Origin of the sequence: Nocardiopsis sp. CNT312 (assembly GCF_000515115.1) — a bacterium.
Taxonomy (GTDB): Bacteria; Actinomycetota; Actinomycetes; order Streptosporangiales; family Streptosporangiaceae; genus Nocardiopsis.
The window spans coordinates 220,608-241,389 of record NZ_KI911536.1; the positions used below are offsets into that span (position 1 = coordinate 220,608).

Here is a 20,782-nt window from a genome sequence, read left to right on the forward strand (position 1 = left end):
GTCAGCCGACGACCAGCACCTCCAGCAGGCGCGGTCCGTGCACCCCCTCGACCCGGTTCAGTTCGATGTCGCTCGTCGCCGAGGGGCCGCTGATCCAGGTGAGCGGCCGGGCCGGGTCCAGCAGGCGCACGGCCTGCGGCACCCCGTCCACGACCTGGTCGGCGCGGACCACGCACACGTGGTGGTCCGGCACCAGCGTGATCGCGCGCCGTCCCTGGTCCGGCCCCGCGTCCAGGACGATCGTGCCCGTCTCGGCGATCGCCACGGCACACCCGGTGACCACGGCGTCGGCACCGTTGAGGTCGGCCAGCGTGCGAGGGCGCTCCGGCGAGTCGGTGAGCAGGGTCGCCGGGCAGCCCTCGAACCACGCGCGCGGCGCCCCCTCGGGTACCACCACCCGTGTGGCTCCGGCGCGCTCCAGGCAGGCCGCGACCTCGGCGGGCAGCCGTTCGGCGTCCACCCGGTGCACGGTGGCCTTGTAGTCGACGAGCCGGTCGACGAGCACGTCCAGGGACGGCCCCTCGCCGTGGCTGTCGGCGTAGGGGCGCTCCTCGGGCCCCTCCCTCGGCCACCGCCGGTCCTCCCCGGCCGGAACATCGGCCAGGGCCGCGCGGACCCTGCCCAGGACGCGGTCGCGTGCGCTGCTCAACCCTCACTCCTTCCGTCCCTCTTCCACCAGCGGCGGAACGACTCCTTGGGGAGGCCGGGGAGGTCGCGTGTATCGGTCCACTGGCCCGCCAGGCCGGGCAGGTGCCTGGGCACGGCGCCGCCCGCCAGCCCCGCCGCCCTCTGCGCCGCCTCCAGGGCGGTCGGTGAGCCGAACACCGCGCCCGCGCCCGCCATGAGCGCCTTCTCCCCGAGGTGTCCGCTCCCCTCGGCGACCTCCTCGCGCAGGTGGACCAGGACCTCGGGGATGTCGATGGCCACCGGGCAGACCTCGTAGCAGGCCCCGCACAGCGACGAGGCGTAGGGCAGCGCCTCGTCGGCAGCCGAGGACATGCCGCGCAGTTGCGGGGTGAGGATCGCGCCGATCGGCCCGGGATAGACCGAGCCGTAGGCGTGTCCGCCGGTGCGCTCGTAGACCGGGCAGGTGTTCAGGCACGCCGAGCAGCGGATGCACCGCAGAGCCTGCCGCCCGACGGTGTCGGCCAGCACGTCGGTGCGGCCGTTGTCCAGCAGTACCAGGTGGAATTCCTGGGGGCCGTCGCCGGGGGCCACCCCCGTCCAGGTCGAGGTGTAGGGGTTCATCCGCTCTCCGGTGGAGGAGCGCGGCAGCAGTTGCATGAACACCTCCAGGTCCGACCAGGTCGGCACGATCTTCTCGATACCGACCACGGAGATGAGTGTCCGCGGCAGGGTCAGGCACATGCGTCCGTTGCCCTCCGACTCCAGCACCACGAGCGTGCCGGAGTCGGCCACCGCGAAGTTGGCCCCCGACACCGCCGTGCGGGTACGCAGGAAGCGCTCGCGCAGGTGCACCCGGGCGGCCTCGGCCAGCGCCCGGGGATCGTCGGTGAGGTCGGCGGGGGCGGGCGTGCCCCACTCGGCCATCTGCTCCAGGAAGATCTCCCGGATCTGGGAGCGCCCGAGGTGGATGGCGGGTACGAGGATGTGCGAGGGCAGGTCCTCACCCAGTTGCACGATCAGCTCGGCCAGGTCGGTCTCGTAGGCGGTGATGCCCGCCCGCTCCAGTGCCTGGTTGAGCTCGATCTCCTGGGTGGCCATCGACTTGACCTTGACCACGTCGCTCTCGCCGGTCTCCTGGACCAGCCGGGTGACGATCGTGTTGGCCTCCTCGGCGTCAGCGGCCCAGTGCACCGTGCCGCCCGCGCGCTGGACGGAGCGCTCCAGCTCCTCCAGGTAGTGGTCGAGGTGGCGCAGGGTGTGGTCCTTGACCTCCTTGCCGCGGGCGCGCAGCCGCATCCAGTCGGCGCCGAGCTCGTCGACGGCCTCGGTGCGCTTGCCGCGGATGGTGCGGGTGGCCTTGCGCAGGTTGTGTCGCAGTTGGGAGTCCTCCACGGCGGAGCGCGCCGCGTCGGGGAAGGGCGGGATGCCCAGGAACGTTCCGCTCATCGGTGGGCGGCCTCCTTCTCGGTGCTGGCGAGGATCTCGGCGATGTGCGCCACCCGCATCCCGGACCGCTGCCGGGAGAGGGTGCCGCCGATGTGCATGAGGCAGGAGTTGTCGACAGCGCACAGGACCTCGGCGCCGGTCGCCACGGCGTTGCGGGCCTTGTCCGCGCCCATCGCGGAGGAGACGTCGCCGTTCTTGACGGCGAAGGTCCCCCCGAACCCGCAGCACTCGGTGGCGCCGGGCAGCTCCATCAGCTCCAGTCCGCGCACGTTGCGCAGCAATCGGTAGGGCCGGTCGCCCAGGCCGAGCATCCGCAGCCCGTGGCAGGTGGGATGGTAGGCGACCTTGTGCGGGTAGTAGGCCCCCACGTCGGTCACCCCCAGCACGTCCACCAGCAGTTCGGTGAGGTCGTACACGCGCGGGGCGAGTTCGGCGACCTCGCGGGACAGGCGGCTGCCCCCCTCGCCCAGACGGGGGTAGTTGTCGCGGACCATCGCCGCGCACGACCCCGAGGGGGCGACGACGGCGTCGGCGTCGGCGAAGGTCTCCACGAAGCGCACGGCCAGCTTCTCGGCGGCCCTGCGGTAGCCGGTGTTGTAGTGCATCTGGCCGCAGCAGGTCTGACCGGCCGGGAAGACGACCTCGTGGCCCAGCCGTTCGAGGAGACCGACCACTGCCCGCCCGGTGCCGGGAAAGAGCGTGTCGTTGACGCACGTGACGAAGAGCGCGATCCGCATGGGGCCTCCTTCTCACCCGACGCCGCGGGTTCATATTGGTCCGATCACTTTCGCATGACTTTGCGGATTTCGCCAGTAAAATTCCAGTTTGGGGGGTGTATCAGCCTGTGTCAGGGAAAATTGGTATGATCTCTAGCGTCATGGAGGTCGCGGGAACGACACCGGCGGCCCGCCCCCGAACCCGTGGAGGCACCGTGGGCCAGGAGCGCACCCCCGTCACCCACCGGGCGGTCGAACAGGTCAAGGCGATGATCGCCCAGGGCGAGGTCGGCCCCGGCCAGCGCCTGCCCACCGAGCGCGACCTCGCCGTCAGGCTCGGTGTCTCCCGCAGCTCCATGCGCGAGGCCATCCGGGCCCTGACCACCCTGGGGGTACTCGAATCCCGGCACGGTGCCGGCGTCTACGTCACGGCGCTGCGCCCCTCCGACCTGCTGGAGACCTTCTCCGTCCTGGCCGAGGTCTCCCAGGGGGAGACCCTCCTGGAGGTGCTCCAGGTGCGCCGTATGCTCGAACCCGCCGCCACCGCGCTGGCCGCGGCCCGCGCCACCCCGGCCGACCTCGAGCGCGTGGGCGACCTGCTCGGCCGTATCGACGGCGGACAGGACACACTCGGCACCGACACCGTCAGCGCCGACCTCGGCTTCCACCAGGCCATCGTCGCCAGCACCGGCAACGCCACCCTGGCCGCCGTCAACGAGGGCCTGTCCTCGCGCACCTTCAACGCCCGCGTGTGGGCCGGGCACAAGGAGGCGGGGCTGGCGGCCAAACTCCGCGAGGACCACGAGCGCATCCACGAGGCGCTCACGGCGCGCGACCCCGATGCCGCGCGCGCCGCGGCGACCGTGCACGTCATGCGTGTCGAACGGTGGCTGACCGCGGAAGGCCGCGCCGGCTGACGTCGGCCTCACGCCCGCTTCCGGCGCGCCCGTTCGGCGAACTCCTCCGCCTTCAGCAGCCGGGCCAGCTCCTCCCGCCGCGCCACGGGCGGCGGGCCCCCCGGGTCCGGGCGCGGGTCGGGCAGCTCCCTGCGGAGCTCCTCCCCGATGCCGAGGGCACCGCGGTCCTCCAACTCCTCGATCCGGTGCCCGTAGGGGTGGTCGAGCAGGTACTCGGCCACGGCCGAGTCCTGGTCGGCGGCGCCCACGTCCATCTCGGCGTCCACGTCGTCGATCCCGGCACCACCGGTGCCGTCCATCGTGAAGTCCTCGGGTCGATCCGTCACGGGCGTCCCCCTCGCCTCGATCCCTCCTCTTTCGATCATGCCTGGTCGCGGCGGGTGTTTCCAGTGACGGGACCGCGCGGTCCCCTCGTTCGGGGCCCCGTCCGTCCGCCCCCACCGGCGCACCACATGGTCTAGACCGGTAAGGACCGTGCCGTGTCCGTGAAAGGCTGGGAGCCGCCGCGCGAGCGGGACCGGCACGGCGGCCGGGGGACACCCCGACCGCGCGGCACACCGATCCCTTCGATCACGAGGAGCCACCGGATGCCTGGCAGCACGAGCCCCCACGGACCGGCCACCCCGCTGGACCGGAGCGGGGAGTGGGCGGCACTGGACAAGCACCGCACCGACCTCGGCAGCGTCCGCCTTCGGAGCCTGTTCGCCGACGACCCCGCACGTGCCGAGCGGTTCACGCTCGACGTCGGCGACCTGCACGTCGACTACTCCCGCAACCTGGTGACCGGCCGGACCCTGGACCTGCTGGCCGACCTGGCCGGGGCCGCCGGGGTGGCGGACCTGCGCGACGCCATGCTGGCCGGGGAGCACATCAACACCACCGAGGACCGCTCCGTTCTGCACACCGCGCTGCGCGCCCCCCGCGGAGCCGTCGTCGAGTCCGACGGCCACGACGTCGTCCCCGGCGTCCACCGCGTCCTGGACGAGATGGCGGCCTTCGCCGAGCGCGTGCGCTCGGGCTCCTGGCTCGGCCACACAGGCGAGCCCGTCCGGCGCGTGGTCAACATCGGCATCGGCGGCTCCGACCTGGGCCCCGCCATGGCCTACGAGGCGCTGCGCCCCTACACCGACCGCCGCCTGGAGTTCCGGTTCGTCTCCAACGTGGACGGCACCGACCTGCACGAGGCCCTCATCGACGCCGACCCGGCCCGCACCCTGTTCGTGGTCGCCTCCAAGACCTTCACCACCGTGGAGACCATCACCAACGCCACGGCGGCGCGCGCCTGGCTGGCCCAGGGCCTGGGGACGGGCACCGACAGCGACGCGGTCGCCAGGCACTTCGTGGCGGTCTCCACCAACGCCGAAGCGGTCGCCCGGTTCGGCATCGACACCGCCAACATGTTCGAGTTCTGGGACTGGGTGGGCGGACGCTACTCCTACGACTCGGCGATCGGCCTGTCCCTCATGGTGGCGCTGGGCCCCGAGCGCTTCCGGGAGATGCTCGCCGGGTTCCACCTGATGGACGAGCACTTCGCCACCGCGCCGCCCCAGCGCAACCTGCCCTTCCTGCTGGGCCTGCTGGGCGTGTGGTACGGCGCCTTCTTCGACGCCCACAGCCACGCGGTCCTGCCCTACAGCCACCACATGTCGAAGTTCACCGCCTACCTGCAACAGCTCGACATGGAGTCCAACGGCAAGTCCGTCCAGCGCGACGGCTCCCCCGTCACCTGGCAGACCGGCCCGATCGTGTGGGGCACCCCCGGAACCAACGGCCAGCACGCCTACTTCCAGCTCCTGCACCAGGGCACCCGCCTGGTGCCCGCCGACCTCATCGGGTTCGCCGTCCCCGCCCCCGGCCTGCCCGCGGACCTCGCCCGTCAGCACGACCTGCTCATGGCCAACCTGTTCGCCCAGGGGCAGGCACTGGCCTTCGGCAGGACCGCCGAGGAGGTGGCCGCCGAGGGCGTGCCCGCCGACCTGGTTCCGCACCGCACCTTCGCGGGCAACCGCCCCACCACCACCATCCTCGCCGAGCGGCTGAGCCCCTCCGTGCTCGGCCAGCTCGTCGCCCTCTACGAGCACAAGGTGTTCGTCCAGGGCGCGGTGTGGAACATCAACTCCTTCGACCAGTGGGGGGTGGAACTGGGCAAGGCCCTGGCCAAGCGGGTCGAGCCCGCACTGACCAGCGGGGCCGAAGCCCCGGGGCTGGACGCCTCCACCGCCGCGCTGGTCCGGCGCTACCGGAACATGCGGGGCCGGTGAGAAGGGGGCGGGCCGTGCGGGGGGCAGGGCCCGCCCCCAACCGTCGCCCGCGGCACGGGTTTCTTTCCGGGCAGGAGCCGTCCAGGCACCGGGCGACACCGGTCGGGGCCCGTCCGGTGTCGCCGAACCCGCGCAGATCCAGCGCCACCGGTCGGCGGCGCTCGGGCAGCGCCGGCGTGGTGCGCTGCCCGAACGCCCAGGAGGGGAGTGGGCCGTGCACGAACACGCCCGGTTCGCCGTCGCGGTCCAGGCGCAGCAGGCGGGTACGCGGCCGGTCGGTGCCGACGCGGGCGGAGACCACCGCGGACAGCGGAACGGGCCTCGCGGCTCCTTTCGGCGCGCGGAGGACCCCGGAGGGGGCGGTCGGCACGCAGGGTACGGGCCTGGGAACCGCGTCCCCTGTTCGCGTGGGGCCCGGCCACCGGTACGTTCCCTCGAACCGGACGGCGCGGTGCCGAAGAGGACACCGAAAAACGTTGGCCCCGCCTCGGGACACGCGGATAGCCTGATCGCACGATGCTGAGCTGACACCACGAGACCACACGCGCCGAGCGCGCGGCGCTCGCCCGCACCTGCGGGCTCCGAGCCCTCGCCCCGCTCGGTGCCTTCCCGTTCCCACGCGGGTGCGGTCTCGGTGTCGGCTGTCCCAGCCCCGGACCGCGCTCCGCATCGAGACCCGCCCTGAGACGAAGGGCGGCCCATGACCGCATACGACACGTTGCCGACCACATCGGGCGGACCCGTGCTGCGCGCACGCGACCTCGCCAAGGCCTACGGTGCCCGGGTGGTGTTCGACGGCCTCGACCTGGACGCCGCGCCCGGCCACAGGATCGGCCTGGTGGGGGAGAACGGTGCGGGTAAGTCCACGCTGCTGCGGCTGCTCGGCGGGCTGGAGGAGCCCGACGCCGGAACCGTGGCCGGCCCCGACGACACCGGCGTCCTCCACCAGGAACTGCCGTATCCGCCCGACACGACCCTGGCCGAGGTGGTTGCCGAGGCGCTTGCCCCCGCACGGGAGGTCGAGCGCCGCCTGGCCGGGGCCACCACCGCTCTGGAAGCCGACCCGGCCGACGCACACGCGCTGCGCGCCTACGGTCGGACCCTGTCCGAGGCGGAACGGCTGGAGGTGTGGGACGCCGGCCACCGTGCCGAGACCGTGCTGGCCGGACTGGGCCTGGCGGGGATCCCGCCACGGCGGCGGGTCGGACGGATGTCGGGGGGCGAGCGGGGCCGTCTGGGCCTGGCCGCCCTGTTGGTCCGCCGCCCCGGGGCGCTGCTGCTGGACGAGCCCACCAACCACCTCGACGACCGGGCCATGGAGTTCCTGGAGGGCTACCTGCGCTCCCTGCCGGGCGCGGTGGTGTTGGCCAGTCACGACCGCGTGTTCCTCGACGCGGTGTGCACGGGGCTGGTGGACCTGGACCCGGCGGTGGACGGGCCGGTCCACTACGGCGGCGCCTATTCCGCCTACCTGCGGGAGAAGCGCCTGCAGCGGCAGCGCTGGGAGCAGCGCCACCAGCGCGAGCAGAGGGACATGAAGGCGCTGCGCGAGGCGGTGCGCACCACCGCGCGCCAGGTCGCGCACGGCCGCGGCCCCAGGGACAACGCGAAGATGGCCTACGACTACAAGGGCGGTCGGGTCGCCGCGCAGGTCTCCCGGCGGGTCCGCGAAACGCGGGGTCGGCTGGAGGAACTGGAGCGCGGCCAGGTGCGTGAGCCGCCCCGGCCGCTGAGCTTCGCCGGATCACTGACCCGGGACCCTGGCACGGACGGCACGGCCCTGGAGGTCCGGGACCTGGTGGTGCCCGGGAGGCTGGAGGTGGCCCGGCTGGACGTGCCCTCGGACGCGCGGCTGCTGGTCACCGGTCCCAACGGGGCGGGCAAGTCCACGCTGCTGCGTGCCATGGGGCACCTGCTGCGCCCGGAGTCGGGACAGGTGTGGTGGCGGCGGGGCGCGACGGTGGCGCTGCTGGAGCAGGACGTGGTCTTCCCCGACCCGCGGCGGACGCCCCGCTCGCTGTACGGGGGGCTGAAGGCTGGCTCGGACCGGCCGCGCCTGAGCGAACTGGGGCTGGTGGCCGCCCGCGACCAGGACCGGCCGGTGGGGGAGCTGAGCGTGGGCCAGCGGCGCAGGCTGGCCCTGGCGATGCTGGTGGGGGCGGCTCCGGACGTGCTGCTGCTGGATGAGCCCACCAACCACCTGTCCCTGTCTCTGGCGGAGGAGCTGGAGGAGGCGCTGGGGCGCGCGCCCGGCGCGGTCGTGGCGGCCTCGCACGACCGGTGGCTGCGCCGCCGCTGGGAGGGGGCGCGCCTGCGCCTGGAGGAGGGACGCCCCGTCGAAAGCATTGAATCTACGTCGTAAAGGCCTCGGTCCGTTCCGCCGGAACGAGAGCGGAACGGACCGACCGCCGCCCTCCCGGTGGAACCGCCGAGCTCACCCGGTCCCCCGCAGACGGACCGTGTCGTCGTAGCCCGCGGTCGCCAGGGCGCTGCCGCTCGGGCTGATCGCCACCGAGCGCACCCAGTCCTCGTGGTCTTCGAGGACGGCGTTCGGCGTCGCCGAGTCCACGTCCCACAGGATCGCCGTGTCGTCGTCGCCGCCGGTGGCGAGCAGGGTGCCGTCGGGGCCGAAGGCCACCGAGCGCACCCAGTCGTCGTGGCCGGAGAAGACGGCGACGGGGGCGCCGCCGGTGTCCCACAGCCGCGCGGTGCCGTCGTTGCCCGCCGTGGCGAGCAGGTCGCCCCCGGGGCCGAAGGCCACCGCGTTCACACCGTTGCCGTGCCCGGTGAACGAGGCGACCTGTTGCGCTGCCTCCACGTCCCACAGCCGCGCGGTGCCGTCGTCGCTCGCTGTGGCCAGGAGGCCGCCCCCGGGATCGAAGGCGACGGCGTTCACGGAACCGCTGTGGCCGGTGAACGAGGCGGTCCGCGCGCCGCTTCCGGTGTCCCACAGCTCCACGGCGCCGTCGTCGCCGGCGACGGCGATCGTGTCGCCCCCGGGGTGGAAGGCCACCGAGAGGACGTAGGCGCTGGAGCCGCCCGGCCAGCTCAGGGCCGCGGTGCTCTCACCGGTACCGGTGTCCCAGAGGTGGACGGTCGCGTCGTCGCCGCCGGTGGCGAGCAGGGTGCCGTCGGGGCTGAAGGCCACCGAGCGCACCCAGTCGCGGTGCCCGGACAGGACGGCGAGGTGTTCGCCGGTCTTGGTGCTCCACAGGCGTGCGGTGGTGTCGTCGCCGCCGCTGGCCAGGAGGGTGCCGTCGGGGCTGAAGGCCACCGAGCGCACCCGGCCGTCGTGCTCGGTGAGCACCATGGCCGACCTTCCCCCGGGCTCGCCGTGCCGGCCGGGGGCGGTCTCCGGGCCCAGCAGGAGGGGGACCGCGGCGCCGGCCACGACCAGTACCAAGGCGGCGGCGAGACCCACCCACAGCCAGGGCCCGCGGCGCCTGGACACCGGGTAGGCCGCGGGCATGGGAACGGGGAGGCGGTAGTGCGGCGCCGACGGCTCCCACCGGGCCACGATCCCCGGAGCGGGGGCGGACGGTCCCGGCGACGGCGGATCGGTGCGCGGGGGTCGGACGGCCGGAGCCGTCTCCACCGGAGGGCGCGTGGCCGCGCCGGACAGGTGGGGCGGGGGCCAGGAGTCCTCCGGGTCGGGTGCGTCGAAACGGGTCAGGACCTGGTCGGGGGTCGGGCGCAGCCCGGGGTCGTGGTTCCAGCAGTCGGCGATCAGGTTCCGCACACGCGGGTCGATCCCGGCCGGGACGGGCGGGGGCCCGACGATGCGCTTGAGGGTCTCGATCGTGGAGGCACCGGCGAAGGGGTTGGTCCCGGTGGCCGCGTAGGCCAGGACGGTGCCCAGGGAGAACACGTCCGAGGCGGGGCCGACGCGGGCGCTGTCGACCTGCTCGGGGGACATGTAGGGCAGGGAGCCGAAGACCTCGCCCTCCCCGGTCATGTCGCGGGTGTCGTCGAGGGGGCGGGCGACACCGAAGTCGATGATGCGCGGCCCGTCGCCGCTGAGGATGATGTTGCTCGGTTTGAGGTCTCGGTGGACCAGGTCGCAGGAGTGGACGGCCTTGAGCCCCTCGGCGAGCCCCATGGCCAGGACGTGCAGCGGCGGCGGTACCAGGGGGCCGTGGTCGATCACGGCCCGGGCGAGGGTGGGGCCGGGGACGTGGGCGGTGGCGATCCAGGGACGCTCGGCATGGGGGTCGGCGTCCACGACCTGGGCGGTGTGGAAGCCGCCGACACGCCGCGCGGCCTCGGCCTCGCGGGCGAAGCGGTCGCGGTACCCCTGGTCCCGGGCCAGTTCGGAGCGGATGGTCTTGATGACGATCCCGCGTCCGGAGGCGGTATGGGCGAGGTAGACCTGGCCCATACCGCCCGCTCCCAGGCGCTTGGAGAGCCGGTAGTCACCGATACGGGCGGGATCGGAGGAGTGGAGGGGTTCCAAGAGGGACAGCCTTCTCACCCGAGGGTCGGAATGGGAACAAGGGCGCGGTATATGACAAACCGTACCGCTGATCCGGCCTCGGAGACGACGGCGCGGCAGGGGCTTCCGCGCTCCGGCGGACCGGTGCATGCGGGCCCGGCGGGGCCCGCAGCCGGTCAGAGCAGGCGTCTGCGCCCAGCCAGGGAGCCGATCCAGTGGTGCAGGTAGCCCCGCCAGTCGTAGCCCACCGCCTCCTGGTGGCCGACGCTGAGGCTGTGGAAGGTGTCCCGGCTCTCGGAGAAGAGCAGCCCGGGCTTCTTGTCCAGTTCCAGGACGACATCCATTCCGGCGTGGTCGGAGACCATCGTCAGCTCCAGCGAGTTCAGCCCCTGGTAGTGGCCGGGGGAACGGTACTCGAACTCCTGGTAGAAGGGCAGAGTCTGGCGCGTCCGCAGGACTCGGCCCTTCTCCACGTCGGCGTGCTGGAAACCGAACCCCAGGGAGACCAGGGCGTCCAGGAGCGCCGCCTGGGAGGGCAGGGGCTCGATCGCCACGGGGTCGAGGTCGCCCGGGTCGACGGCCTTGGCCACCTCCAGACGCGTGTTCACCCCCAGGTTCATGTGGTGGAGGGGACGCCCTCCGTAGCTGCTGATCGGGGTCTCCCAGGGCACGGAGAGCTGGAAGGGCACCGAGAAGGTCTGCCCGGGGGCGATGGCCGCCTCCCCGCCGAGCTGGACCCGGTGGAACTCCACGTCCTGGACGCTCTCGTAGTCGCCGGACTCCACCTCCACACGTGCCTGGAGGCCCACGGTGAGGCGGTCGATCTTCTGCTCCACGTCCCCGGCCTGGACGTGCACGGTGCCGCGGAGGGCTCCCCCGGGCTGTGCCCGGTCGGTGTCCAGGACGGTCTCGACGGTGGCCCCGCCGACACCGATGCCCGCGAGCAGGCGTTTGAGAACCATGTCAGGCCTTCCGATCTCCTCGGCCGGGGCGCGGGGCCGGGGAGGGTCTTCGGTGACGGTGCGCCCCTTGACGTGAGTAGACGCCAGGGGACCGGTTCCGGTTCCGCGTGGGGAGGGAATTCACATGTCCGGAACGAGCCCGCGCAGGAGCGCGCGCAGACCGAACCGGAACCGCGCCTCGCACTCCGCCTCGTCGGGGGCGTCCTCCGCACCGGAGTGCCGGACCTGGTGGATCACCGAGCCGAGCACGTGGGAGTGCAGGGCCTCGGCAGCCCGAACGGTGTCGGCGCCGGACAGGCCCGCGTCGAGGAACGCTCCCTGGATGAGGGCGCGCGACGCCGTGTCCGCGGGTGTGTGCGGGGCCCGGTGGACCAGCAGGGAGAGCGCGCCGGAGAACTCCAGCAGCCGGGAGCGGTAGGCGTGGGCCCAGTCGGTGAGGCGCACGTCCCACGGGCCGCTCCCGGCCTCCTCCGGCTCGGCCCCCTCAGCCCCCTCCCCGTCCTCTTCGGGAGGACGGGGAGGGAGCGGCGAGGTGACGTAGGCGGCGATCGCGCTGAACAACTGGTCCTTGCCCAGGGGGAAGTGGTGGTAGACCGCCATCGCCTCGACCTCCAGGGCGTCGCCCAGGCGGCGCATGGAGAGCCCGCCCAGCCCGCGTCCGCTGATGATGTGCAGCGCTTCGAGGATGATGCGCTCCCGACTCAGGCCGGCGTTGTTCCTGCTCAACTGATGTTCCTTTCCCGGTGTCCAGGATCAGTGTGGCGGCAGGGGCCGACGTTCGCCACCACCGGTGTCCCTGACCGTGGTGTGCGATGATCTACGTCACCTCTAGAGTTGGTCCCGACCGACGGTTCGCGTTACGGAGACGGTGACATGGCACTGACCCAGCAGACCAGGACACAGGCGCGTGAGAGCCTCGCGCAGGATGAGGAGAGCGCCCGGCGCCTGCCCGAACTTCTGCGGGCGGTCGCCGGGGCCGAGGAGGCGCTGGCCGGGGCACGGGAGCGGGAGGCGTCGGCCGCGGAGCTGCGCGCCTGCGGCCTGGCACTGGACAGGGCGCTGACCGAGGCGATGCGCGCCGCCTACGCGCGCGAGCGGGTCCTGGTCGGGGCGCGCGGCTACCGTGACGCCATCTACCGCCGCAAGCGCCTGGCCCGGCCCGAGGTGCGCGAGGCGACACGGGTGGCCGAGCGACTGCTGACCGCGCGGGAGGAGCACCGCCTCCACGGTGTCCAGCGGGTTCCGCGCCGGGTGGCCGGTGCGGTGTGAGCCCCGCCGGGTGGGGACGCGAAGCCGGGCCGGTGAGTTTGGTGTCCGGCCGGACGGACACGGTTCCCCGCGGCGCGGGGACGGACTCTGGTGGGGAGCGCAGTGCATGATGGCGGATTTCATCCGCATCGACCCGACGTCGAAGGTACCGCCCTACGAGCAGATACGGACGATCGTCGCGATCGCCGCGGCCAACGGCGAGCTGCCCGTCGGCTACCGCCTGCCCACGGTGCGGTCGCTGGCCGGTGAGCTGTCGGTGGCGGTGAACACCGTCGCGCGGGCCTACCGGGAACTGGAACAGGCCGGTGTGGTCGAGACGCGCGGACGTTCGGGGACCTTCGTCGCGGCCGGCGGGGACGACCAGCGGGCGGAGGCCCTGGCGGCCGCCCGCGCCTACGCCGAGGTGATCTCCCGGGTGGGGATCGGCCACGACGAGGCGGTGGAGATCCTGCGCGCGGTCCTGGAGGGGTGACCCCGGCCGTCGTCCTGTCCCTTACAGGTGGCCGTTACCGGCCGCCGCCTCCCGCGGCGGGGCCCGGTCCGCTAGCGTCGTGCACGGCGTCAGGCGGGCGAAGGGGCTTCGATGGGCAAGGGCATGGACCGGCGGCCGGTGCACCGTTCGGGTGGCGGGCCGGGCAAGCGGCCGGGTGCGGAGGGCAACCCGGCCGCGCCGGGCGGGGGGACGAGCGTGCCGGGCGGGAAACCGGGGAGGTCCGGCAAGGCCTCGGACCGGGCGGCCGGTGCGCCGCGTGAGCGGCGGGCCGGGGCGGGCTGGTCGAGGGCCGACCGGGTGCAGCCGGCGCCGCCCGGCCGCCGTCCGCGCCGCGGGCGCAGGAAGCGGGGCCCGGGGCGCCCCGACGACGAGCACTACCACGGGGACCACTACTACGACGGGGGCTACGGCTTCCGTCCGCGCCGCACGCACACCTGGTTCGTGGTGGCGGTCCTGGTCGTGGTCGTGCTGGTACCGGCGGCGCTGGTGGCCTGGCTCCTGCTCTAGGAGGTGCGGCTCAGCGGCGCAGGCCCAGCACGGAGACGAGGTAGAAGACGACCAGCCCCAGCCACAGGGCCACCACGCCGACGGTTCCCGCGGTACCCCCGGCGATGGCGGTGAGCGGGATGCTCAGCCCCATGAACACCAAGGTCAGGACGAAGCGCGCGGTGTTGGCGGGGATACCGGAGCGGTCGGTGTCCTTGGTGTGCTGGGCGACGTGGTGGCGTACACGCTCATCGATCGTCCCGTCGATGCGTTCGACCAGGGACGCCGCGACGGCGTCGTCGTACTCGGGGCCGAGATCGCGGCCGGCCCGCAGCGCGGCGGCGACCTCGTCCTGGGTTCGCTGGGGGGTGTCGGTCATGCCCTCCATCATGGCACCGCCTGCCGCCGTACCGCCCGGCGCGTCCGCAAAAGCCAGGGGGATCTCGGGGATGTCCCTGACACGGCCGGGGCCGCGCACGGACGTCCGTGCGCGGCCCCGGCCTCCCCCTAGCTGGCGAAGTCCAGCAGTTGCCGTGCCCGGCTCGGATGGCGCAGCTTGGACAGCGACTGCTTCTCCAGTTGGCGGATGCGCTCGCGGGTCAGGCCCAGGTGCTTGCCGATCTCGTCCAGGGTGCGCGGGCGGCCGTCCATGAGGCCAAAGCGCAGGGACATGATCGTCGCCTCGCGGGGCTCCAGGTCCGACAGCGCGTTGCGCAGTTGGTCGGCCATGAGCTGGCGGTCGACTACCTCGGAGGCCTCCGAGGCGTCCACGTCCTCGATGAGGTCGCCGATCCGTGTCTCGCCGTCCTCGCCGATCGTGGAGTCCAGGCTGATCGGCTGGCGGGTGACGCGCAGCAGCTCCTCGATCTGGGCCGGGGTCTTGTCCAGCTCCAGGGCGAGCTCCTCCGGGGTGGGCTCGCGTCCCAGCGCCTGGTGCATGTCGCGCTCCAAGCGGCTGACCTTGCTCAGCAGTTCCAGGACGTGCACGGGCAGGCGGATGGTGCGCGCGGAGTCGGCGAAGCCGCGCTGGATGGCCTGGCGGATCCACCACATGGCGTAGGTGGAGAACTTGAAGCCCTTGGTGTAGTCGAACTTCTCCACCGCGCGGATCAGGCCCAGGTTGCCCTCCTGGACCACGTCCAGCAGGGACATGCCCCGGTCGCTGTACTTTTTGGCCACCGACACCACTAGGCGCAGGTTGGCCTCCAGCATGTGGGACTTGGCCGTGCGGCCGTCCTCGGCCACCCACTCCAGTTCCTCGATCTCGGCCCGGGCCATCTCGACGGAGCCGTCGATCTCGCCGTGCCGGCCCAGGCGGTACTCGGCGTAGAGGCCGGCCTCCACCCGCTTGGCCAGGTCGACCTCCTGCTCCGCGGTGAGGAGCTGGCGCCGTCCGATGGCCTTGAGGTAGGTGTGGACCGAGTCGCCCATGGCGGGTGACTGGTCGTCGAGGTCGGCCTCGCCGTTGGTCTCGGGCTCGGAGGCCTTGGTGTTCTGGGTCTTCTTGGCGCGCCGCGTGGAGCGGGCCTTCCTCCGGGGGGAGGGGCCCTTGCGGGCTGCGCCCTTGCCGGATGCGGCCTTGGGCGCCTCGTCGGAGTCGGGCACCGTCGCGATCAGAGTGTCTTCCAGCACGTCGTCCTCGGCGTCAGGATCGGCCACCAGCGCGGAGTCGTCGCCCCCCTTGGCGAGCCGGACCCCGTTCTTGGTGAGTTCACGCAGGATGGAGCGGCCTTCGGGAGCGGTGACTCCGGCCGCGGAGAAAGCGGTACGCAGTTCGGAGAGGGACAGGTTCCCCTGCGTGCGCCCGTGGGTGAGCAGTTCGGACAGGGCCGCGTGGGCGGCCGGGTCCTCGATCGGAGCGGTGCCTGCGGCGGCTCCGGCCGTGGCCGGAACGGCGGGGGCAGTGCTCGTCATCGGGGCACCTCCCTCCCTTCCATGACGTGTGGCACGCGGCGGAAGGAGTCCCACCGACTGGACGCGCCAATATGTCCAACGTGTCGGGGAGTCAAATGTTCCCCGTCTCGATTGGATATCGTTCGAAGTGACATGGATCACGCTCCGATCGGTGGCCAAAGGCCACGGTGAACAGGTAAAGGAGCCTGTTCGCGCTCGGGGAGGATGATCCGGCCGACCCGGGGAGGGCGCAGGGGCGGGATCGAGCGGGTCGATGGCTGGAGCCAACCGCGGACCTCCTTCTCGGGGGACGAGGGGCCGGATACTCAGGTAGACGCCGGAGGAGGGGGGGAAGTTCCCCTGGTCCGCGCCGGATCAGGCCCCGGCGCCACCCGGTGCGGGTGCCGTCGGTCGGGCACCCGCTGGGGTCAGGGTCCCATGTGTTCGCGGTGGCCCGGTAACTCCGGTTCGGCGTAGGGGCGGGCCGGGGGCCGACCCGTGGGGCGTGGTCGCGCTCTGGCCCGCGCCGCCGTCAGCAGTCGCCGGGGCGCCGCCCGTCCGCCGGCCGCGGGCGGTCGCGCCAGGCGGCCTCCCACTGCCGTGTCAGCGCCGGGTAGACGACGAAGTGGCGGAACGGGGCGATGGCAGCCATGTACGCTCTGCCGAGCAGGCCGTTGGGCTTGACGAGGGCGGCCATGCGCAGTTCGTACTCGCCCCGGTCGGTCGGCACCCATCCCAGGTGCATGACGGTGTGGACGGTCGTGTTCGCCAGTTCGCTGGCGCGCTCGTTGTCGAGTTCGTAGACCGGCGTGAACGGATCGCTGCCGGAGCCCGGAGCGTCCGGGGCTCTCCGGAGGTCGGCGGGCAGGCGCTCGCGTAGCGAACGGACGCGGGTCCCCACCCCGTTCGTGGGCCGGTCCCAGCCGAACAGGGCTCCGAGCTTCCATCGCAGGGCGAACAGGAACCGGACCGGTGCGGACTGCCGCTCGGGTCCGCCCGCTTCCCGCAGCGCGGCGAGCATCGCCGGGAAGTCGTCCGGCCCGGCGCCCGGGGTGCGAAACGCCCACACGTCCTCCAGCCGGAAGTCGCGGGTGAGTTCGTGGATCCGCCACGGCCGGGCGGTGTGGGCGGTGTGGGGGAGTCTCATGGCTGCTGCCGCCTTTCCTGTCTCAGGGAAGGGCGGGAGCCTGGTGGGGGTCCGGGTCCGCCCCCGCCCGTGTATACGCTTGCGTATAGGGCGAGGGTATACCTTTTATACGGACGCGTATATGAGCTGGGTCGGTGGAGTGGAGCACATCGTGGGTACTGTTCGCACACCGCGGGAGAGGTGGATCGAGGAAGGTCTGCGGGCGCTGGCCGGCGGCGGCCCGGACGCGGTCCGAGTCGAGGCGCTGGCGAAGCGGATCGGTGTCACCAAGGGCGGTTTCTACGGGCACTTCGCGGACCGCGACGCACTGTTGGAGGCGATGTTGGACGCTTGGGAGCGGGAAAGCGTCGACGAGGTGCTCGACCGGGTCGAGCGCGAGGGCGGCGACCCCAGGGACAGGGCCCAGCTCGCGGGCATGCTCACCTTCTCCGACGACCGCCTGCTCCCCATCGACCTGGCGATCCGTGACTGGTCCCGGCGTGACGAGGCCGTCGCCGAACGGCTGCGGCGGGTGGACAACCAGCGGATGGCGCTGCTGCGCGAGACGATCGGCACCTTCTGCCCCGACCCCGACGAGGTCGAGGCACGCGGCCTGCTCGCCTTCTGCCTGGCGATCGGCGCGCACTTCCTCGCCGCCGACCACGGTGACCGGACCCGGCTCCAGGTCCTGTCCCGCGCCGGCGACCTGGTCCTGGACCGCCCCCGACGGCGCGGCGGTGCGGGGAAGGGAGAGGGGAGCCGAACCGACTGACGTCTGCGCTCGACCCCCGTCCGGGCGCGGGCCCGCACCGGCCCGGGAGCGATCCGACACGGGCAGCGGCCGGAGCGCGCGGCCCCGTCCTCAGCCGCCGGGTGCGGGAGCGCGCAGGGCCGCCAGGTCGGGCTTGCCCGAGGCCAGCAGCGGCAGCGCCTCGCGCACTTCCAGGACCTGCGGCGCCGCGTAGGCCGGCAGGCGCTCGCGCACCCACGCGCGGAGACGGTCCAGGGTGGGCGGGGCGGCCGGGTCCGCGGGCACGACGACTGCGGTGACGCTCTGCCCCCACTCGGGGTCGGGCCTGCCCACCACGGCCGCGTCGGCCACCTCCGGGTGCTCCAGCAGCAGGGAGTTCACCTGCTCCGGTACGACCTTGTGGCCGCCGGTGTTGATCACCCCGTCCGCGCGGCCCAGGACGTGCAGACGGCCCCCGGGGTCCAGGCGCCCCAGATCGCTGGTGCGCAGCCACCGCAGGCCGCTGGGGTCGGAGGACAGGGGGTCTGGGTCGGCGGACGCGCCGGGCGGCAGGCGGTAGCCGCTCAACAGCATCGGTCCCGACAGCAGGATGGGGCCGGGCGAGCCGGGGCGGTCGGACTCCACACGGACCCGTGCGCCGTCCAGCGGCAGGCCGTCGTAGACGCAGCCGCCGCTGGTCTCGGTCATGCCGTAGGTGGTGACCACCCGTCCTCCCGCCTCGCGTGCCGCCGCCAGCAGTGCGGGTTCGGCGGCGGCCCCGCCCAGCAGGATCGTGCCGAACGCCGACAGGTCGGCGCCCGCGGCCAGCAGGCGGCGCAACTGGGTGGGGACCAGGGACACGTGCGGGCGCAGGCGGTGGGCCAGGGCGGCCACGGCGACGGGGTCGAAGGGCGTGTGCACGGTCTCGCCGCCGGTGGCCAGGGCGCGCACCATGACCTGGAGGCCGGAGACGTGCGCCGCGGGCAGCACGCACAGCCACGTGTCGCCCGGCCCGGCCCCGATACGGGCCACCGAGGCTCGGGCTGAGGACCGCAGCGCCGAGGAGGACAGTTCCACGCCCTTGGGTGCCCCGGTGGAACCGGAGGTGGCGATGACCAGCGCGGTGTCCTCGCGCACGGGCGCGCCGCCGGAGAGGTCGCTCAGCCCGGCGGGCGTCAGCAGCGAGGACGGGCGCATCGAGGCGAGCAGGTCCGCGACCCGTGCGTCGGGGGTGCCGTCGGGCACGGGGAGGAGGGCGGGCCCGTCGGCGTTGAGCGCACGCGCGAGCAGGCCGTTGATCTGTGCGGGCGCCAGTCCGCGCACGGCGCGCAGGGGACGCCCCCCTGGGGAGCCGGTGCCGGGTGCGGGGGCGCCGACGGTGTTCGAATCTGCCACGCCGGCCAGCGTATGCCCGCCTCGGGGCGTAAGGCACCCTGACAAGGGGGCGCGCCCACGTGAGCGGGGCCGCCTGGCACAATGCGTAGGGTTGGCGCGTGGACGCGGCCCCACCCGCGGTGGGCCCGCCGCGTCCGCGGCCGTCCACAGTGCCTGGTTGAGGAGAACAGCAGTCGTGAGCAGCGTGATCGAGTGGCAGCGGTCGGGCGAGTATTCCGACATCATCTACGAGACCGCGGAGGGTATCGCCAAGATCACGATCAACCGGCCGGAGGTGCACAACGCCTTCCGGCCCCAGACCCTCTTCGAGCTGCAGGACGCCTTCAACGCCGCCCGCGACGACTCCAGGGTCGGCGTGATCATCTTCACCGGTGCCGGCGACCGGGCGTTCTGCTCCGGCGGTGACCAGAAGATCCGCGGCGAGGACGGCTACATGGGTGACGACGCTGTCGCCCAACAGGGGATCGGCCGCCTGAACGTGCTCGATCTCCAGGTGCAGATCCGCCGCCTGCCCAAGCCGGTGATCTGCATGGTGGCGGGCTGGTCGATCGGCGGCGGCAACGTCCTCCAGGTGTGCTGCGACCTGACCATCGCCGCGGACAACGCCAAGTTCGGGCAGACCGGCCCCCAGGTCGGCTCCTTCGACGGCGGCTACGGCTCCTGGCTGCTGGCGCAGACCGTGGGCCTGAAGAAGGCCCGCGAGATCTGGTACCTGTGCCGCCAGTACAGCGCCCAGGAGGCGCTGGAGATGGGCATGGTCAACACCGTCGTCCCGCTGGCCGAACTGGAGGCCGAGACCGTTCGTTGGGCGCGCGAGATGCTGGAGAAGTCCCCGCTGGCGCTGCGCATGGTCAAGGGCGCCATCAACGCCGTCAGCGACGGCGCGGCGGGCATGCAGCAGTTCGCCGGTGACGCCACGATGCTCTACTACATGAGCGAGGAGGCCCAGGAGGGCCGCGACGCGTTCAAGGAGAAGCGCCGCCCGAACTTCGACAAGTTCCCGCGCCGCCCGTGACGGCCGGCCCCGGAACCGGGACGGAGGGGGAGCCCGCCGCGGGGCGCTCCTTCGCGATCGGTCTGCGCAACCGGTTCCGCGGCATCACCGTGCGCGAGGGCCTGCTCGTGCGCGGCCCGGCGGGGTGGGGGGAGTTCTCGCCCTTCGCCGAGTACGGCCCGCGCGAGTGCTCGCGCTGGTGGGCGGCCTGCTACGAGGCCGCCCACCGGGGCTTTCCCGCGCCGGTGCGCGACCGGGTGCCGGTGAACGTGACCGTGCCCGCGGTGGGACCGGAGCGGGCGGCGGAGATCGTCCGGGCCGGGGGCTGCGCCACCGCCAAGGTCAAGGTCGCCGAGCGCGGCCAGGAGCCCCGCGAGGACCTGGAGCGGGTGGCGGCCGTGCGCGACGCCCTGGGGCCCGCCGGGCGGATCCGGGTGGACGCCAACGGCGCCTGGGACGTGGACACGGCCGTGCGCATGGTCGGGAGGCTGGAACGGTTCGGTCTGGAGTACGTCGAGCAGCCGTGTGCCACGCTGGAGGAACTGGCCCGGGTACGGCGGCGGATCGGCGTCCCGGTGGCCGCCGACGAGTCGGTGCGCCGGGCCGAGGACCCGCTGCGGGTGCGCGCCGCGGGGGCGGCCGACCTCGTGGTGCTCAAGGTGCAGCCGCTGGGCGGGGTGCGTGCGGCCCTGCGGGTGGCGCAGGCGTGCGGTCTGCCGGTCGTGGTCTCCAGCGCGGTGGAGACGTCCGTGGGGCTGGCCGCCGGCGTGGCGCTGGCGGCGGCGCTTCCCGAACTGCCCTACGCCTGTGGCCTGGCCACTGCGCAGATGCTCACAGCCGACGTCACCGCCGATCCGCTGCTGCCCGAGGGCGGGTTCCTCCCGGTGCGCGCGGTGTCGGTGGACGAGCGGCGGCTGCGCGCGGTGGAGACCGACGCGTCCGCCTGGCGCAGGAGGGCGGAGGCCGCCCGAGCGGCGGGTGGTCCCGTACCGTCCTGACAGGGCCCAAGGTGGGACGTCCGGTCACGGGGCCGAT

Annotated in this window: 20 protein-coding genes; 9 read left to right on the forward strand and 11 right to left on the reverse strand. The window is 73.2% G+C overall.

Annotated elements, in window-relative coordinates; translation table 11 throughout:
- Position 1: 1 nt before the first annotated feature.
- The 3 genes from B042_RS0117890 to B042_RS0117900 are packed head-to-tail and all read right to left on the reverse strand — an operon-like array spanning position 2 to position 2,810.
- The gene (locus B042_RS0117890; RefSeq protein ID WP_028649468.1) at positions 2-649 is read right to left on the reverse strand and encodes a lactate utilization protein C; all 648 of its coding nucleotides are present in this window, start codon (positions 647-649) and stop codon (positions 2-4) included.
- Positions 646-2,073 (reverse strand): lactate utilization protein B, encoded by a 1,428-nt coding sequence (locus B042_RS0117895; RefSeq protein WP_028649469.1) that lies wholly within the window; start codon positions 2,071-2,073, stop codon positions 646-648. Before B042_RS0117895 ends, B042_RS0117890 begins: the two co-directional genes overlap by 4 nt.
- Complete coding sequence (locus tag B042_RS0117900) at positions 2,070-2,810, reverse strand: (Fe-S)-binding protein (protein WP_028649470.1); 741 nt, start codon at positions 2,808-2,810, stop codon at positions 2,070-2,072. The genes B042_RS0117895 and B042_RS0117900 overlap by 4 nt, the downstream gene beginning before the upstream one ends.
- Positions 2,811-2,935: 125 nt before the next feature.
- Here B042_RS0117900 and B042_RS0117905 point away from each other — a divergent pair, with 125 nt between their 5' ends.
- Positions 2,936-3,706 (forward strand): FadR/GntR family transcriptional regulator, encoded by a 771-nt coding sequence (locus B042_RS0117905; protein ID WP_255342359.1) that lies wholly within the window; start codon positions 2,936-2,938, stop codon positions 3,704-3,706.
- A gap of 8 nt (positions 3,707-3,714) precedes the next feature.
- On the opposite strand, the gene B042_RS0117910 is transcribed toward B042_RS0117905, so the two are convergent.
- Positions 3,715-4,032: a hypothetical protein gene (locus tag B042_RS0117910; RefSeq protein WP_028649472.1), complete on the reverse strand. Its 318-nt coding sequence runs from the start codon at positions 4,030-4,032 to the stop codon at positions 3,715-3,717.
- A gap of 261 nt (positions 4,033-4,293) precedes the next feature.
- Here B042_RS0117910 and pgi point away from each other — a divergent pair, with 261 nt between their 5' ends.
- Positions 4,294-5,967: a glucose-6-phosphate isomerase gene (gene pgi / locus B042_RS0117915; protein ID WP_028649473.1), complete on the forward strand. Its 1,674-nt coding sequence runs from the start codon at positions 4,294-4,296 to the stop codon at positions 5,965-5,967.
- 700 nt (positions 5,968-6,667) lie between these two features.
- Positions 6,668-8,329, forward strand: a complete 1,662-nt coding sequence (locus B042_RS0117920; protein ID WP_028649474.1) for an ABC-F family ATP-binding cassette domain-containing protein — start codon at positions 6,668-6,670, stop codon at positions 8,327-8,329.
- Between the two features lie 72 nt (positions 8,330-8,401).
- Here the strand turns inward: B042_RS0117920 and B042_RS0117925 are convergent, their stop codons facing one another.
- The 3 genes from B042_RS0117925 to B042_RS0117935 form a co-directional block, all read right to left on the reverse strand.
- Positions 8,402-10,420, reverse strand: coding sequence for a WD40 repeat domain-containing serine/threonine protein kinase (locus tag B042_RS0117925; protein WP_081748854.1), 2,019 nt, complete (start codon positions 10,418-10,420; stop codon positions 8,402-8,404).
- Positions 10,421-10,575: 155 nt separating this feature from the next.
- Positions 10,576-11,361, reverse strand: a complete 786-nt coding sequence (locus B042_RS0117930; RefSeq protein WP_028649476.1) for a sporulation protein — start codon at positions 11,359-11,361, stop codon at positions 10,576-10,578.
- Positions 11,362-11,481: 120 nt separating this feature from the next.
- Positions 11,482-12,087, reverse strand: a complete 606-nt coding sequence (locus B042_RS0117935) for a TetR/AcrR family transcriptional regulator (RefSeq protein WP_028649477.1) — start codon at positions 12,085-12,087, stop codon at positions 11,482-11,484.
- A 147-nt stretch (positions 12,088-12,234) separates the two neighbouring features.
- On the opposite strand from B042_RS0117935, the gene B042_RS0117940 reads away from it, so the two are divergent.
- From B042_RS0117940 to B042_RS25900, 3 genes are all read left to right on the forward strand, one after another.
- Positions 12,235-12,630, forward strand: a complete 396-nt coding sequence (locus B042_RS0117940; protein WP_028649478.1) for a hypothetical protein — start codon at positions 12,235-12,237, stop codon at positions 12,628-12,630.
- 109 nt (positions 12,631-12,739) lie between these two features.
- On the forward strand, positions 12,740-13,102 hold the full coding sequence (locus tag B042_RS0117945) for a GntR family transcriptional regulator (protein ID WP_028649479.1): 363 nt from the start codon (positions 12,740-12,742) through the stop codon (positions 13,100-13,102).
- A gap of 111 nt (positions 13,103-13,213) precedes the next feature.
- Positions 13,214-13,630, forward strand: a complete 417-nt coding sequence (locus tag B042_RS25900; RefSeq protein WP_028649480.1) for a hypothetical protein — start codon at positions 13,214-13,216, stop codon at positions 13,628-13,630.
- Positions 13,631-13,640: 10 nt separating this feature from the next.
- Here the strand turns inward: B042_RS25900 and B042_RS0117955 are convergent, their stop codons facing one another.
- The 3 genes from B042_RS0117955 to B042_RS0117965 form a co-directional block, all read right to left on the reverse strand.
- On the reverse strand, positions 13,641-13,997 hold the full coding sequence (locus B042_RS0117955; protein WP_036555586.1) for a hypothetical protein: 357 nt from the start codon (positions 13,995-13,997) through the stop codon (positions 13,641-13,643).
- Positions 13,998-14,116: 119 nt separating this feature from the next.
- Positions 14,117-15,523 carry a sigma-70 family RNA polymerase sigma factor gene (locus B042_RS0117960; RefSeq protein WP_028649482.1) on the reverse strand — a complete coding sequence of 469 codons (1,407 nt, stop codon included), beginning with the start codon at positions 15,521-15,523 and terminating at the stop codon, positions 14,117-14,119.
- 511 nt (positions 15,524-16,034) lie between these two features.
- Positions 16,035-16,649, reverse strand: a complete 615-nt coding sequence (locus tag B042_RS0117965) for a DUF2867 domain-containing protein (protein ID WP_028649483.1) — start codon at positions 16,647-16,649, stop codon at positions 16,035-16,037.
- Positions 16,650-16,770: 121 nt separating this feature from the next.
- On the opposite strand from B042_RS0117965, the gene B042_RS23790 reads away from it, so the two are divergent.
- Entirely contained in the window at positions 16,771-17,400 is a 630-nt protein-coding gene (locus B042_RS23790; protein WP_197024356.1) for a TetR/AcrR family transcriptional regulator, read from the forward strand.
- A 90-nt stretch (positions 17,401-17,490) separates the two neighbouring features.
- Here B042_RS23790 and B042_RS0117975 read toward each other — a convergent pair whose 3' ends face one another.
- Positions 17,491-18,681, reverse strand: coding sequence for an AMP-binding protein (locus B042_RS0117975; RefSeq protein ID WP_036555590.1), 1,191 nt, complete (start codon positions 18,679-18,681; stop codon positions 17,491-17,493).
- A 247-nt stretch (positions 18,682-18,928) separates the two neighbouring features.
- Between B042_RS0117975 and menB the strand changes: the two genes are divergently transcribed.
- Complete coding sequence (gene menB, locus B042_RS0117980; protein ID WP_028649485.1) at positions 18,929-19,768, forward strand: 1,4-dihydroxy-2-naphthoyl-CoA synthase; 840 nt, start codon at positions 18,929-18,931, stop codon at positions 19,766-19,768.
- Positions 19,765-20,745, forward strand: a complete 981-nt coding sequence (locus tag B042_RS0117985) for an o-succinylbenzoate synthase (protein WP_028649486.1) — start codon at positions 19,765-19,767, stop codon at positions 20,743-20,745. The genes menB and B042_RS0117985 overlap by 4 nt, the downstream gene beginning before the upstream one ends.
- Positions 20,746-20,782: the final 37 nt, after the last annotated feature.